This window comes from Brevibacillus gelatini (assembly GCF_050920745.1).
Lineage (GTDB): Bacteria > Bacillota > Bacilli > Brevibacillales > Brevibacillaceae > Brevibacillus > Brevibacillus gelatini.
In genome coordinates this window covers 3,321,797-3,337,185 of the sequence record NZ_CP154342.1, presented here as the reverse complement: position 1 = coordinate 3,337,185, position 15,389 = coordinate 3,321,797, and the positions used below count along the sequence as shown (strand labels likewise).

14 protein-coding genes are annotated in these 15,389 nt (G+C 49.3%); 11 read left to right on the top strand and 3 right to left on the bottom strand.

The features are described from left to right. The first annotated feature begins 8 nt into the window (after window positions 1-8). Entirely contained in the window at window positions 9-359 is a 351-nt protein-coding gene (locus tag AAFJ72_RS16175) for a hypothetical protein (RefSeq protein ID WP_432774729.1), read from the top strand. Between the two features lie 200 nt (window positions 360-559). On the opposite strand, the gene AAFJ72_RS16170 is transcribed toward AAFJ72_RS16175, so the two are convergent. Next, window positions 560-1,984 carry a L,D-transpeptidase family protein gene (locus AAFJ72_RS16170; RefSeq protein ID WP_432774728.1) on the bottom strand — a complete coding sequence of 475 codons (1,425 nt, stop codon included), beginning with the start codon at window positions 1,982-1,984 and terminating at the stop codon, window positions 560-562. Window positions 1,985-2,053: 69 nt separating this feature from the next. On the opposite strand from AAFJ72_RS16170, the gene AAFJ72_RS16165 reads away from it, so the two are divergent. The 5 genes from AAFJ72_RS16165 to AAFJ72_RS16145 all read left to right on the top strand — a co-directional run bounded on the left by AAFJ72_RS16165 (window position 2,054) and on the right by AAFJ72_RS16145 (window position 6,470). Continuing rightward, entirely contained in the window at window positions 2,054-2,755 is a 702-nt protein-coding gene (locus AAFJ72_RS16165; protein ID WP_122903319.1) for an AAA family ATPase, read from the top strand. Window positions 2,756-2,856: 101 nt separating this feature from the next. Then, a complete protein-coding gene (locus AAFJ72_RS16160; RefSeq protein WP_122903318.1) occupies window positions 2,857-3,405 on the top strand; it encodes an RNA polymerase sigma factor SigX in 549 nt (182 codons plus the stop codon). Then, window positions 3,402-4,577, top strand: coding sequence for an anti-sigma factor family protein (locus tag AAFJ72_RS16155; protein ID WP_432774727.1), 1,176 nt, complete (start codon window positions 3,402-3,404; stop codon window positions 4,575-4,577). Before AAFJ72_RS16160 ends, AAFJ72_RS16155 begins: the two co-directional genes overlap by 4 nt. Before the next feature lie 92 nt (window positions 4,578-4,669). Beyond that, window positions 4,670-5,632: an ABC transporter ATP-binding protein gene (locus AAFJ72_RS16150; RefSeq protein WP_432774726.1), complete on the top strand. Its 963-nt coding sequence runs from the start codon at window positions 4,670-4,672 to the stop codon at window positions 5,630-5,632. Then, complete coding sequence (locus AAFJ72_RS16145; protein WP_122903315.1) at window positions 5,604-6,470, top strand: ABC transporter permease; 867 nt, start codon at window positions 5,604-5,606, stop codon at window positions 6,468-6,470. Before AAFJ72_RS16150 ends, AAFJ72_RS16145 begins: the two co-directional genes overlap by 29 nt. 190 nt (window positions 6,471-6,660) lie before the next feature. Here the strand turns inward: AAFJ72_RS16145 and AAFJ72_RS16140 are convergent, their stop codons facing one another. Further along, the gene (locus AAFJ72_RS16140; RefSeq protein WP_432777209.1) at window positions 6,661-7,899 is read right to left on the bottom strand and encodes an IS110 family transposase; all 1,239 of its coding nucleotides are present in this window, start codon (window positions 7,897-7,899) and stop codon (window positions 6,661-6,663) included. 25 nt (window positions 7,900-7,924) lie between these two features. Here AAFJ72_RS16140 and AAFJ72_RS16135 point away from each other — a divergent pair, with 25 nt between their 5' ends. The 4 genes from AAFJ72_RS16135 (at window position 7,925) to AAFJ72_RS16120 (ending at window position 12,026) form a co-directional block, all read left to right on the top strand. Next, window positions 7,925-8,023, top strand: coding sequence for a hypothetical protein (locus AAFJ72_RS16135; protein WP_432774725.1), 99 nt, complete (start codon window positions 7,925-7,927; stop codon window positions 8,021-8,023). Window positions 8,024-8,642: 619 nt separating this feature from the next. Beyond that, on the top strand, window positions 8,643-8,792 hold the full coding sequence (locus AAFJ72_RS16130; protein WP_432774724.1) for a hypothetical protein: 150 nt from the start codon (window positions 8,643-8,645) through the stop codon (window positions 8,790-8,792). A 902-nt stretch (window positions 8,793-9,694) separates the two neighbouring features. After that, window positions 9,695-10,426, top strand: coding sequence for a 2-phosphosulfolactate phosphatase (locus AAFJ72_RS16125; protein ID WP_432774723.1), 732 nt, complete (start codon window positions 9,695-9,697; stop codon window positions 10,424-10,426). A 475-nt stretch (window positions 10,427-10,901) separates the two neighbouring features. Beyond that, entirely contained in the window at window positions 10,902-12,026 is a 1,125-nt protein-coding gene (locus AAFJ72_RS16120) for an IS4 family transposase (protein ID WP_432774378.1), read from the top strand. A 582-nt stretch (window positions 12,027-12,608) separates the two neighbouring features. Here AAFJ72_RS16120 and AAFJ72_RS16115 read toward each other — a convergent pair. Continuing rightward, a complete protein-coding gene (locus AAFJ72_RS16115) occupies window positions 12,609-13,526 on the bottom strand; it encodes an IS3 family transposase (RefSeq protein ID WP_432774722.1) in 918 nt (305 codons plus the stop codon). A gap of 457 nt (window positions 13,527-13,983) precedes the next feature. Here AAFJ72_RS16115 and AAFJ72_RS16110 point away from each other — a divergent pair, with 457 nt between their 5' ends. Beyond that, window positions 13,984-15,291, top strand: a complete 1,308-nt coding sequence (locus tag AAFJ72_RS16110) for a CitMHS family transporter (RefSeq protein WP_432774721.1) — start codon at window positions 13,984-13,986, stop codon at window positions 15,289-15,291. The last annotated feature ends 98 nt before the right edge of the window (window positions 15,292-15,389 follow it).

Below are 15,389 nucleotides of genomic sequence, written 5' to 3'. Positions count from 1 at the left end.
GACAGTCAATGTCTGACTTCGCACAAAGAAATTTGCCCACTTTTTTCAAGGACCAATTACACCGAGCCAAAGTGAATTTTGAGCGAGCTCTCGACTGTAAACATACCGATTTTGACGACCTTTACCCATACATGAACGAACAGCCGCAGTTTTTCTGGTACAAACGTTACGTTGCCTGGTCAGAGTTGCTGACTGTCGTGCGGCTGGCTGAGGAATTGGGCGTCGATTGGACAGAGGATTTTAGCGAGCAACAGGTGGAATTTATCAAAGGCAAGGTTCTGCATGGAAAAGTGCTCGATTACTGGAATCCGGAAGAAGAACAGGAAGAAAAGATCAGTCAGTTGGAAGAAGAAAAATAAGGCTATACCAATACAACTACAGCGCGTTCCCAAGGCGGGAGCGCGCTTTTTCAGTTGCAAACCGCCTTCGTGCCGTGGTGCCAAAAAAGGAAGATGACCGCTTGCTGTCGGAATAGCGGTCATCTTCCTTTTTCTGGATAAAATCTACATGTAACCTGTGGCGATGCTGGTTCGTCTTTGCAGAGGCAGAAGGCCACGGGCTAATGCAGCCAGGTGTAAACCGTGTTGGGTGTCTCTTCCTCTGGACCCGCCGCAAGGATGAACGGAGCCGGGTTGCTCCACGGCTGGGCGGGTGACTGGGCATCCGAGATGATGAACTCCGTGCCCAACGAGACAAAGGAGTACAACTCTTCGACGGCTGCATTGAACAGCCGGACACAGCCGAGCGAGACGGACGTTCCGATGCTTTCCGGGTGGTTGGTGCCGTGGATGGCATAGCTGTTGCCTTGAAAAATTAGCCCGCGTGTTCCGTAAATGTTGTCATGGCCGCGCGGTTTGTTGATCTTTTGCAAAATCGTGTAGTAGCCCTCCGGTGTCGAGCCGTTTTTGCCGATCGCTGCCGGATAGCTGCGGACGAGATGCGTCCCGCTGACCAATTGCAGCGTATACGACTTTTGCGCAAGCCGAATCTGGAGTGGCGCAAGTGGCGACAGCGGCTCCGGATAGCCTGGCAGCGGCAGCACGTCGCGCAGGCTTGCCCAGGCTGATCCGCTCCGAAAAGCGTGTGGATGGTACGGATAGCTTGCGAGGAGCAGCCGTTTCGGAGGAAGCGGAATCTGCGGCAAGTAGTTGCCGGGATAACTGCCCGCCAAATCTGCCAGACTGGCAGGAAGGGCCCCTTTTTGCTGATAGTAGCGAAAGAGGGCGTTGCGGAGGGTCAGCACATGCTGGAGCGTTTGCTGCTCGCTTGCCAGGTCGTCTCGCACGGTGGCGAGCGTCGCTTCCGCCTCAAGACTGGCGGGCGAATCAAACCAGCGCTGGCTGATGACCGCCCGGCTGGTTGGGTTGTATTTCAGAACGCCAAGTACCTGTTTGGGCTGGTAAAACAATAACGGCGTAAAGAGCGGCGATCCGGGAACCTCCGGAACGACGAGTACGGTATAAGGCTGCGTGAGCGGCGGACGCCGCGCCTCTACATAGCGCCGCACCTGGTTTTGCAGCTCTTTCGGACCAAGCGTCGAAGGAACGGCAATCACCTCGACGTGCGGCTGCGCCAAAGCAGGCGTGCTGGGCGGAACTGCTGGCGGCTGCGTGCTGGCAACCGGCGTGCCATCCTGCAAAAGTCCGGGTGAAAAGACAAACAGGGCGTACAAAAAAGCGAGTGAAGCAAGCAGCAGGCGTACCCTGCTGCGCCAGTCTTGCCGCTTTTGTGCGCGCAGCAATTTTTGATAGGCGTCTCGCGCTTCGTCGTAGTATGGGCCTTGTTTGGCAAAAAGACTTTGTCGGTAAGCGGCAAGCGCCTGCTGCGTGTCTCCCAGGGTCTCGTGGGCCTGGCCGAGATAATACCAGCCGATTGCTTCATCGGGATGCTGTTGTGTATACCACCGGTAAAAGGAGAGATCGCTCTTTTCCGGATATTTCATATGAAAGGCGCTTTTTTCCTGAAGAAAGGAAATCTTGTCCACCGATACTCCCCCCTCTCTATGGTTGTATCGGCGTGGTTCGGGAAAAAAGTGAGTGTGGAGGGAAAAATCGTGGTTTATTTACGGACGATCAAGCTGCTGCGCGAGAAGTTTCCTGATGCCAGGCGCTACCCGTTTGACTTGCCATCCTTGCGGGCACTCGAAGCGATTGAGCTTACGGCCAGCGTGACGTTTTTTGTCGGGGAAAACGGCTCCGGCAAGTCCACCTTGCTCGAAGCCATCGCCTATCAGTGCGGCTTTCACACAGCGGGCGGCTCCCGCCACAACTACTACCGCGTGGACAAGGCAGAAGCGAGCCTTGGTGACTACATCAGGCTGTCCTGGCTGCCCAAGCAGACGAACGGCTTTTTCCTGCGGGCGGAGAGCTTCTACCAGTTTGCCAGCCACATCGACGAGACTGGCGGCACGAAAAACTATGGCGGGAGATCGTTGCATTCGCAATCGCATGGGGAAGCATTCATGTCCCTGTTCACCAACCGCTTCGGTGGAAAAGGGATCTACCTGCTGGACGAGCCGGAAGCGGCTTTGTCGCCGAAGCGTCAGCTGGCTTTTTTGTACCTCATGCGCGAGCTTGTAGAGGAAGGGGCGCAATTTTTGATCGCGACGCACTCCCCGATTTTGATGGGCTACCCCGGTGCGGACATTCTTACCTTTGACGAATCCCCGGTACGGCAGATTCGCTATCGGGATACGGAGCATTATCAATTGACCCGGAGGTTTTTGGAGAAGCCGGATTCGTTTTTTGAGGAATAATTTTTTTCTGCTGTCACAAAACAGGCTTCGGCGGTTTCTATAAGGTGTAGAACGCAACAGGGAGCGTTGACACAGTGGCTTTGCAGGAAGGAGGAGGATTGATGGAGGTGCAGGCAAAGCTGGCGATGAACCAGATGCGGGCCAGAGAGGAAACGGATTCGTTTCACGAGCTGTTTACAGCCTACTACCCGTTCGTTGTCCGACAGATCATGCGGATTGTGCGTGAACAGCAAACAGCAGAGGATATTGCACAGGAAGTGTTTCTCTCTTTTTATCGTACAGACCGCTCCGCCATCGAGAATATTCCGGCATGGCTGGCTAAAGCGGCTCTCTATGCGGCCTACAACCATCTGCGTGCGGAAAAGCGCAGGCAGGACAGACAAGAGCGTGGGACAGCCGATCAGGCTTGTGTCATGCCTTCGTCCGAGGAAGTATGGCTGGAACAGGAAGCGATCAGTCACGTCCGCGAAGTGCTGGAAGAGCTGGATGAGCGGGAACGGACCTTGCTGATTATGAAATACTCCGGCTTTCCCTATGCTGAGCTGGCCAAAGCGACGGGGATGCAGGCGGGCTCTGTCGGGACGATTCTGGCGCGAGCGAAGAGCAAGTTTCGCAAGCTATATGAACGGTTCAGGGGGGAAGAAGGATGAAATGTGCCGACACGGGCTTGATTCAGACGTTTTTGGACGGGGAGTGCGACGCGCAGGAAAGCGCACAGCTTCGGGCGCACCTGGAAGAATGTGGGCAGTGTCAGGCTCTTCTGGAAGAGCTGAAGGCACTGGATGACTGGTCGCGTGAAAAAATCGAAGCGCACGTGTTTGCCCAGGCAGACCAGGTGAAGGTAGATACCGAAGCAGCATGGCAGCGCTTCTCGCAAACGGTAGGAAAGACGAAAAAAAGCGAGCTGCACGACTGGCAAAGCCACGGGCAGCACAGAGCGAAAAGGAGTTGGCAAGAGATGAACAAATCGACAAAACGCTGGATGACGGCAGCATCGGCCGCAGCCGTCGTGGCCGTATCCCTTTCTTTTCCGCAAGTACAGGCAGCCGCCAGCGATTTTCTGTCCATTTTCCGCATGAACAAGGTCGAATTCGTCAAAGTGACGCCTGAGGACCTGCAGCAGGTGGAAAGCTGGATTGCGAACGGCAATGTCGGCGAGATGGACTTGCAAGGAATCGGGAAAATCTGGATTGACGGCATGGAGGAAGGCAAGCAGGACAAACGGAACCAATACTACAACAGCAGAGAGGCTGCCGAGAAAGCGGGCGTCAAGCTGCCTGAACTGCCAGATGAGCTGGCGGTGGACGGTGTAGAGGTCACGTCCCCGTATCGTGTCCACCTGGAAATCAACACCGAGCGGGCAAACAAGCTGTTGGCCCAACTGCAGGTGGAGGCAAAATTCGACGAGAAGCTGAATGGCCAGCGCATCACGTTGGAAATTCCGAAGATGCAAAAGACGTGGATTGCCACAGGCAATGACAGCTATTCCTACGCCGTAGTGGATGCGCCGGAACTGAAAGCGCCGGAGGGCGTAGATTTGGGGCAGTTGCGCGAGACGATGCTGGCGCTGCCATTCATCCCGGATCAGGTGAAAAAGCAAATGCTCGCGATTGAGGACTGGAAGCATACCATTCCGGTGCCGTACATGGCTGACGGAAAGAGCGACAGGAAGGAAGTCAAGGTAAACGGCGCGGATGGCATGCTTTTGACTGGCAAGTACGAGACGCATCTCGTCTGGCAGCAGGATGGAAAAATTCACATGCTGGATGGCAGTGAAAAGAGCGGAGAAGCGCTGCTGGCTTTGGCGAAGAAGCTGAAGTAAAGCAGGCAAATCCAAACGGAGGCTGGCAGAGTTTTCCTTAAAAGGGAAGGCTCTGCTTTGTCCCGTTTATCGCCAGAAAAAGGAGGCAACAGATGTCTGATTACGTCATCGAGACTTGGGAGCTGTCCAAGCAGTACAACGGCAAGGCAGGATGCAAAAACATCACGTTGCAGGTGCCGCGCGGTTCGGTGTTTGGATTTCTCGGGCAAAATGGGGCTGGAAAAAGCACATTTGTCAGAACGATGCTGGGGCTTTTGCACCCGACAAATGGCAAGGCGACGATGCTCGGCCACCCGATTGGCAGTGTAGAGTCGCGCCGAAAAGTCGGGTATTTGCCCGAGTTGTTTCGTTATCCCGATTGGCTGACGGGCCAGCAGCTGCTGGAGCACCATGCCGAGCTGTGCGGCCTGTCCCGGATCGAGAGCAAATCCGTCATCCGCGACGTTTTGGAGCTGGTGGGCATGGCGGGACGCGAGCGCGAGCGGATTCGCGGCTACTCGAAAGGCATGCAGCAGCGCATCGGGATCGCCTGCGCGTTACTTTCCGATCCCGAGCTTGTTTTTTTGGATGAGCCGACTTCAGCCCTTGATCCGATTGGGCGAAAAGAAGTCCGCGAGCTGATTGTCAGACTGCGCGATCAGGGAAAAACGATTTTCCTCAACAGCCACCTGCTCAGCGAGATGGAGAGCATTTGCAACTACGTGGGCATCATTCATCGCAGCGAACTGGTCGTGCACGGGGAATGGCGCAAGCTGAGCAGCGTCGCTCCCCAGATCGAGCTGACTGTAGAGACGGCAAGCTTTGCCGAAAGCGACGAGTTGCCAGCGTTCGTGACCGGACGGCGGCTGCAGCGGCAAGACGCCGATCGTTCCACGTGGCTGTTGACGCTGGATCAAAACAATCGGGTTCCGGAGCTGTTGCAGGCGTTGATCGGAAGAGGTGTTGCGGTGCACGAAATTGTGCACAAGCAGCAGTCACTGGAGGAAGTATTTTTGTACTGGGTGCAAAAGAAGGAGGGGGAAGCGCATGTGGCCGATCATGAAAATCACGTATAGGGAGATGCTCTCCAAGCGGATTTTTACGATTACGATCATGATGTCGCTTGCCTTCCTGCTGCTGTTTGGCGTGGCTACCTGGTTTGCGGCGCGGGAGCTGGGCAACGAGCTCGGAGGCAACGCGAGCGACGTTTTGCTGCAAAAAAACTTTTTCGCAACCCAACTGCTGGGGATGGGGCTGTACTTCGGCTCCTTCATTACGGCTTTGCTCGCGATATTAAGCAGCGTCGGCAGCATTGCCTCAGAAGTGGAGAGCCATCAGATCGATACGTGGCTCGCCAGGGCACTGCCGCGGCACAAATACGTGCTGGGGAAATTCGGCGGACTGGCGAGCATGCTCATCCTCTACGCGATGCTGATGTTTTTGGGCATTCTCGGGATCAATCAATGGGTGGGGGGAGGTTTGCTGGCGGCAGACGTGAGCGGGCAGCAAATCCTGTCCTCCATGGGCTATTTTGTCCTGATGCCGGTCATTCTGATCTGTGTCTCTCTTCTGCTCAGCAGTGTCACGACGACAGTGACAGGCGGAATCGTCCTGATTATTTTGTACGGGATCAGCTTTATCGGCGGGTTTGTCGAACAGCTCGGGTCGATCATCGGACAAGATGCGCTCGTCAACATCGGCATTGTTTCCAGTCTGCTGTTTCCGACAGATTCGCTGTTCAGGCAAGCGACTGTGGCGCTGTTTGACACGGCAGACGATCCGCTGTCCTTTGCTTCGCAAGGACTATTCGGCACGATGTCACCCCCGAGCAACGTGATGCTTTTTTACACCTTTGCGTATGGAGTTGTAATGCTGGGGCTGGCCGTGCGTTTGTTTGGAAAGCGCGATGTATAACGGCGGGAGGGACTGTCCCAAAAGGGCAGTTTCCCAATCGGAAACATGGCGATAGCAACGCTTCTGCCAGACAGAAGGGGCGTCTCGAAGTCGAGGTAACGACTTTTTATACGAAAATGCCCCCCCTAAAAAGCAAAAAAAGGGACGGACTACAGTTGGTTGCTAGATATATCCAAAATATGGTATTTACTTACACGACCTCAGTTGGTTCAATCATTACCTTGAACCCTTGTGATTCAATTCTCTTGATCCAATAATCAACAACTCGATCCTGATCTTGTAAGTAATCCCATCCAAACTCTTGATACGTTATGTTATTTTTCAACATGTGATATATAATACGTAATATGAGGTGAGCCGTGGCCATCGTAGCTTTTTTCTGGCCTCTTCGTTTCTGGATGCGATAAAAAAACGAAGCGAGCCGAGTGCCTTTCGATTTACTCGCGGCCCAAGCTGCCTGGCAAAGTACGGCTTTCAAGCTCCTGTTTCCCTTCGTGGTTCGGGAGCTTTTTTTCTTGCCCGCACTTTCGTTGTTCCCTGGACTTAAACCTCCCCATGATGAGAGATGGGCATCCGATGGAAAACAAGACATATCGTATCCGATTTCTGCTAGGATGACCGCCGCCGCATCCTTTTGAATCCCCGGAACGGTGATGAGTTGTTCAACAATGTCCAAATGAGGACTGAGGAGCCTGTCGATTTCTTTTTCGATTTCCCTAATTTGTTCTTCGAGATACCTCAAGTGATCGAGGTGCATCCCGATTATTTTTCGATGATGAGCTCGAACTCGACCATTCAAAGCCTCTATAAGTTGCGGAACTTTTCTTTTCAGTGATGTTTTGACTAGATCTTTTACTTGGTCTGGACTTAGCACCTCACCGTTCACAATCGATTCGAGTAAGGCTCTTCCGGATACACCGAATACATCACTCACATATGTTGTCAGCTTGATGTTGGCATCCTGCAAAATCTTGTGGATTCTGTTTTTTTCCGCCGTAGCATCACCGAGCAGCTTTCTCCGATAACGAGTGTAATCGCGTAAATCTCGAATATTTTCGGGCGGAACAAAGCTGGGAGTGATCAGCCCACAGCGGAGTAATTGAGCAATCCAAGCTGCATCTTTTACATCCGTTTTTCGACCTGGAACATTCTTGATTCTCTTAGCGTTGGCGAGTACCAATGTAAAGCTCCCTTCAAGAACGTTCCATACCGGTTTCCAGTATACTCCTGTGCTTTCCATTGCAATGTGCGTACATTCGTATTGATGGAGCCAATCGTGAAGTTCAAGGAGTCCTTTGGTAGTGGTAGAAAAAGTCTTGGTTTCTTGTTTCGGTTTTCTGTCCAAAGGACCATACATAACACATGCTACCACCGTCTCTTGGTGTACATCGAGTCCAGCACATCGTTCTAATAAACCGAATGTACTCATCATTGATGAAATTGGATGTCTCAAAATGGATAAAACCGCAGCTCATGTTTCTTTCAAGTTGTATCAGAAAGTTATGAATCCGGCTCAAAAAATCCTTACTTCGAACAAATCCTATGGTTCGTAGGGAGAGATATTTGGGGATACAGTACTGCTACAGCCAGATCGGCTATTGTATCACTCCCACACGATCAATTAAAGGGGAAAGTTATCGCATAAAGGAGAAGAAATAAGCAGGTTTCTATCGACCCGAGTAACCGAAGATAAAATTGAATAAACGGAATATTGGTCGCCACCCCCTCTCAGGGGGGCATCATTCAGACAAACCTATTGCCTATAATGGGGAATTTTCATTTGCAGTTGAGAATGGAAGGTACGTTAGTTTTAAAAAACAGGGGCACGTTAAGTACCTTCACACAAATGTCACCCCCCTCTGTTGCTACGGCAACTGTAATCTGAAGGAAGGGAAGGTACCCACTTTCCTTATTAGTTTTTTAAAGAAGATAGACATAACAGTTCGTTATCAACTTATCTAGTTGGCTTGAAACTGCACCTTTACATGTCAGTAACCTATCGGTATTGTTGAAAGAAAGATGGGAAATGAAGGTAGCATTTTGTCTAATTTTCCAAAATCCATGAAGAAGTGAATAAGCCGTGAGTCGAAAATACAATCTGTTTATAGGCACTTCTATAGAGGGGTGGAAGTTGCCGACGCGAATCACGAAGTGCTTTAATACGATTTCGAAGTGACTATCTGGCGGTGCGGTGTTTTTGACCCTTCCAGCTTTACGATTATTGATTTAACCCGACAACTGGATTACACGGACTTCGCCATTTTTTTGTTCCATCCTCAAGACAAAATTAAAAATAAAAAGGGAACAATCTACGGCGGTTAGGGACAACGTTCGTTTGGGGGTGGAAAGGGTATTATATTTCTTCCGCGGAGTAAAAGGAACAGAATCGACATACTGATTGATCTTATTGGGGTTAAACCGGGCATTTACGAAGACGACCGACGAGAAGGTAACCTAATCTTAGCAGTTAATGATTTTGTGACCAGTATCGTAGGGTTGCAAATGAACTTGGGCCACTCAATATTGTTGAATAGACGGATAGAGAAAAATACTCTAATCTCAGCACGTTTTCTGTAATTTTGTTGCAATGGTCGAAGAGATCCTACATACAAATATAATAAGAGCATGTCTGCTTTTAAAAACAGTTTGAAACGGTTACTCCGTTTAACCAAAGAAGGCTGTTACGAATTCTTAAAAGGGACAGAACCGAGATCGCCAAGAAAACGGTGGAAAAAGGGCGAAAACTCAGGGATATATATGGAAATGTCCGCTTTGTCGGTCCTTTCATAACAGGTTCCCCTTTCTTTAGAGTATCCGGTATAGGAAAAGTGGAGTATGGTCCACCGAGCTATGTAAAAATTGTTAAGTCGTAACGATTAAGCCCATCTTGTGACACCAGATTTCGTATGTTCGACGGGTGGTTCGTGTTCGCGTAAAAGAGTGTGAAAGCGGTAACGTTAGTCAATCCGACTAAATTTTGCCCCATCATGCCGGGTGGTTCAATTTTTTGACCCGCGCTGATGGGTCAAAATAAGTCGGCGTTGACACAAGGTGAAGGTAATTGATGGGAATAAGGAAAATATCTTTGTAATGTTCATCTCTATTTTAAGGAAAAAGACTGGAGGGATTCATATGGAATGCTATCTTGACTTGTGTATTACTATTTAAATTACGATGATTTATTAGTTCGAATGAAAAACGACGAAAGAAACGGAGATGATCAAATGAATGATCTAGTCGTATTCCAACAAACTGATTCAAATGTTCGCTTTGAATGGGGGTATGAAGGTGTTCGAGCATTGGCTCCTGTGTCGGATATTGTGGTAATAATTGACGTTCTTTCATTCACTACATGTGTTGACGTGATATTGAGTCGTGAAGGAATCGTATTTCCGTACCCCTCAAAAGGCCCATCCGCTCAAGAGTATGCAAAAAAAGTTGGCGCAATCTTAGCTGGTAAACGTGGTGAACCTATTTCGCTCTCTCCGTCTTCACTGTCTACCATGCCATTTGGAAGCCGGATCGTATTGCCTTCGTTAAATGGAGCTACATGTTCATTTCTCGCAAAAGAAAGCAAAGCTACAGTAGTAGCGGCATGCTTTAGAAATGCTTCTTCAGTGGCTTGCTACGCCAAGCAACATGGCGGGGTTGTGACGGTGATTGCTTGCGGCGAAAGATGGCCTGATGGTAGCCTTCGCCCATCATTTGAAGATATGATCGCAGCTGGAGCGATTCTGGGCCATTTTGAAAAAGAATGTTTGTCGCCGGAGGCTTTAAGCGCTGTAGCAGCGTATGAGACGATGAAGCACAATATTCCGGAGTCGATTGGTAAAGTCGGTTCGGGTAAAGAACTGATCGCAATGGGCTTTAAGGAAGATGTAAGGATAGCATCAGAATTCAACGTATCACAAATAGTTCCGATCCTCACTCAAGACGGGGCGTTTAAACCACTTTAAATAACATCCAGACGAAGATCCAAAAGTTCATTCTGCGTTGGGACCAATATTCCGCCGGTCCCGACCATTGTTGTTAAATAAATCCATTTTTCGAGAATTTGTGTTAACATTACAATATATTTGTTCGTACTGGAATGGTGTTGCAGTCTCTTTAGAACTTCTGTTGTCAAAACGGGTGTTGGGATACAATCTGAATAATGATGTTTTTTAATTTCAAGTTCATTGATAATCAAAAAAATCTATGGTGAAAGTCCGTATATTTTGGGTAATCGTACAATTACCGTACGCAGTCTGTAGAATCTGCACCAAATTGTGGGCGGTGATAAAATAGGCCAAATCACTAGCGTTGCATTAATATAACCAGAACAAACACAATATTCAGTATTTTTATATTGAATATGGAAGACACAAAAAAATCCTTTACAATGGAATGGTCAGGTAGTTTCTGTCCAAATCCACTGAAAGGATTACATGTATGGACAAGAATACCTTATTTTCGTCATTTGGTAAATGGGTTTCGCCTATTTTTTCGAAACGTTTTTTTGAAGATTTGGCTTCTAGTGATCACGACAAGTACGTCAAAAAGCTGACGACCTCCGCCTATCTCCTGTTGTTTCTGCATGCTCACCTTCAGCAGCGAGAAGGATTACGGGCGATTGCAGATGACGCGTTAGGAAGGAAATTTCAACAAGAACTTGGCTTTACCTCGATCAGTCCTTCCCAACTTTCACGCAAGCATCAGCAGTCTCATTCCAACCTGTTACAACGTGTGTTCAGGGACTTGGTTCAACGGATTCGGCTATGCTCTCTTCCCCCAGCGATGAAACGTGATTTTCGCATCGTAGATGCGACCACGATCCCTTTGTGCCTCCATACATACAAGTGGGCGACCTTTCGTGAGACAAAAGCGGGAGTAAAACTTCACTTCCGGGTCGCATTTGCTTCTTCAGAAGACGTTTATCCGGAAAGGGTACAACTGACGCCAGCACGTGTTCATGACCGGACTCAACTCGATACGCTCGTAGACCATCCGGGTACAACGTATGTGTTTGATCGAGGATTTGTAGACTACGCCAAGTTTGACGCGTTCTGCGAACGCCGGATCTTCTTCGTTACGCGAGTAAAGAAGAAGGCAGCTATCCGGTATCTGTTTGATCGTCCGGTTTCCGAAGGGAGTTCCATCAAAAGAGATGGTTATGTACAAATGGGGACACAGCAAAAGCGAATGAAACATGTCCTTCGCCTCATAGAGACAACCGATTCACAGGGAAATCCCCTCCTGCTGATCACGAATCGATGGGAGTTATCTGCCGAAGAAATCAGCGAGATGTATCGGAGTCGCTGGGCCATTGAAATCTTCTTTAAATGGTTGAAGCAACACGTGAAAATCACTTCGTTTTACGGAAAAAGCCAAGAAGCGGTTCTGAACCAAGTGTTCATTGCCCTGATCGCCTTTTGCTTACTTCTCTTGGCCAAAATCTTCTCTGCTTGCCAAGAAAGCTTGTTGCAAATCTATCGGTGGTTACGTGTGATGCTCTGGGAGGATAGCCGAATCTGGTGGGAGCGATTAACCTCGAAACGAAGAAAGCCTGATCCATAAGCAGGAAGGAAACGGTTGTGTAGCATCTGGTTTAAGTGTATATAAATGCCAAATGGACGGAACTACCTTTGTGGGTCACTCCGTTCTTTAGCCATTTGGAAGTGGAATTCAGTTCGGAAAAATCAGTTTATTAATCCTGGCGATTTTTATGCAACGCTAGTGAGGCCAAATATCGTTACTTGATTGCTTTCAATCCAAGCAACGGCCATAGATTTTTTCCGACACCAGGTGGACCTAAGAAGATCAGGTTTTGCTAATGGTATAAAATATTTAGAGTCGGTAAAGTCACAAATAAGTTTTTTATCGATGTAGTGCTGGATGTTCAGTGATGTTGTATTTTTTACATTAAAGTTTAGTATATACACATAAGAGTGGGTAAATAAATGAGACAAGACGGACTTTCCCTAATTCACTTGACACGAAGTTCAGATCAATCTGTTAAGAATGTTTTTTCATATTCCACTGGGCTTATATAACCCAATGCGGAATGCATTCTTTCGTAGGAGATATTCGATAAAGGTGGGTCATTTTCATTCTGGCGTGATCTGACCCCCATTTTGTAGACGGATTGAATTTGACCCGTCAGGCACTTTGGAGGAAAATGTTTCGGAATTCGCTTGGCGACATGCCATTCAATCGTATTTGCGGCCTTTCGTGGTTATAAAATTCAATATACTTCTTGATTGCTGTTCCCACATCGACGGCTTCATCAAACAAATGCGGGCGCAGTTCTACTTTCAAGTGGCCGAAAAAGGATTCGACGCAGGCATTGTCCAGACAATTCCCTTTTCGAGACATACTCTGAATAATCCCATGCTTTCGCAGCAAGCGGCAAAATGCTTTTGTTGTGTAATGCATTCCTTGATCACTGTGAATCAGCAGTTGATGCGTCGAACGGTTTTGGACGGCCTCTTGTACCGTATCCAGCACAAACTGGACGTCAAGACTGTCACTTAAGCGGTATGAAACCACTTCATTGTTGAAAAGGTCTAGGATGGCGGAAAGAAAATATCGTTTATTTCCAACTTGCAAATACGTGATGTCTGTAACCCACTTTTGATTGGGATGAGCTGCTTGAAAATGCCGATCCAGAAGATTGGGCGCCAGGGTATGTCTTTTGTATTGAATCCGTGGATAACGTCTGCGCCGTATGATCGCCTGCATGTTCATTTGCTTCATCAGCCGATACACACGCTTATGATTGAGATGCAAACCGTATTTTTTGAGCAGTATCGCCTTCATACGACGATAACCATAAATGCCGCCCAGTCTTCGATGCTCAAAGGATATGATTTCACAAACAGCAACATCTTTCTGCTTTGTCCCAGCTTTAAGCCATTTATAATAGCTGCTCCTGGCAATTCCTGCGGCAGCGCACAGCAAAGATACGGGGAATTGGCTGCTTAGTACTTGAATAACGGCGTATTTTCCGTATCTGGAGCATCTCTCCTTTCGGCTTTCAATAACTTTTTTAAAAATGCATTTTGAGCTCGAAGCCACTTGTTTTCCTGTTCCAAAGTGAGATTAGAAGGGATTTTTGACAAAGCCTTTTTAAGCCCCTGTCCTCTCCCGTCCTTCAATCCTTCTACTCCATGGCAGTCGGCCGGTTTGAGACTCGGGGTTATTGCCACCAAAAAAGTATCGGCCTGTGACCTGCTAATTTTATTATGAAATCAGCAGGTTCACAGGCCAAGTACATTTTCATTCAATGTGGTGGCTGTCAGGCCATGGTAGTTTGAGACAGCCCCTTCATTTGAGACAGCCCCTTCATTTCGTTTGCAAACAAGCGGTCATGGATGCTCGTGAATTTTATGACGTTAATGAAAAAAATGCGGGTAAAACTGTTTATGCGCAAATTCTATTCGGACTTTTACGAACATTGCTATAATGACAGCACAAAATGAAAGCGCATTCGTTCACAACGTTGTAAGCGCATTCTTCCAAGGAGGAAATCGGTATGCTGTCATGGCTTGGCTTTTTAATGATTGCTGTCTTCATGTATGCGATTATGTCGAAGCGACTGTCCGCGCTGGTCGCGCTCATTGTCATTCCTGTTGTCTTCGCCTTGATTGGCGGGTTTACGGACCAGCTTGGCGATATGATGCTTGCCGGAATCAAGCAGATCGCCCCGACGGGAATCATGCTTTTGTTTGCGATTTTGTACTTCGGGATTATGATGGACGCAGGCCTGTTTGATCCACTCATTGCCAAAATATTGAAAATTGTCAAGGGCGATCCGCTGAAAATCGTCGTCGGGACGGCGATTCTCGCCAGTCTGGTGGCGCTGGACGGAGACGGCACGACGACGTATATGATTACGGTGACGGCGATGCTGCCGTTGTACCGGAGACTGGGCATCAAGCCGATGGTTTTGGCCGTAATTCCGATGCTGGCGCTGGGGGTCATGAACATGACGCCTTGGGGCGGACCGACGGCGCGAGTGATGAGCGTGTTGGGGCTTGATGCTTCCGAGTTGTTTACCCCGCTCCTTCCGGCGATGGCGGCCGGGCTGGCCTGGGTGATTTTCGCAGCCTGTATTTTGGGCAAAAGGGAGCGGAAGCGGCTGGGGATTATCGAGCTGGGCGACGATCATCAGCAGTCGCAGGCGTACGCCGAGCTGGCGGCGACCAGTGACGCTATTTCCATCAAGCGTCCGCGCCTGATCTGGTTCAACCTGTTGCTGACGGTTGCCCTCATGCTCGGCTTGATTACAAGCTTTTTGCCGCTCCCGATTTTGTTCATGATCGCCTTTGCCATCGCGCTCCTGGTGAACTATCCGAAGATGGGAGACCAGAAAGAGCGGCTCGCGGCACACGCCGGAAATGCTCTTGCTACCGTTTCGATGGTTTTCGCCGCAGGAATTTTCACAGGTATCCTGACCGAGACGAAAATGATTGATGCGATGTCCAACACGGTTGTCTCCTGGATTCCCGATTCGCTCGGGGCGCACATGCCGGTCCTGGTCGCTTTGACCAGCATGCCGTTTACGTACTTCATGTCCAATGATGCGTATTATTTCGGCGTCGTGCCGATTTTGGCGAACGCGGCAGCGGCATACGGCGTCGATCCGGTGGAAATCGGCCGCGCCTCCATCCTGGGCCAGCCGGTGCATGTGCTAAGTCCGCTGTTTGCCGCCCAGTATTTGCTGATCGGGATGGTCGGCGTAGACTACGCGGAGACGCAGCGCGCCGTGATAAAGTGGGCTTTTGGCACCACGATCGTCATGATCGCCGGAGCGTTGCTGACAGGGGTGCTGACGCTCTAGGCAAGCTCAGATTGCCAGGATGGCTTCGGCGATTCGGCGAGAGGAAGACGAAGCTGCATGTAGTCTGTTTTCGAGAAAAAGGGGCCGTTTGCATGGCC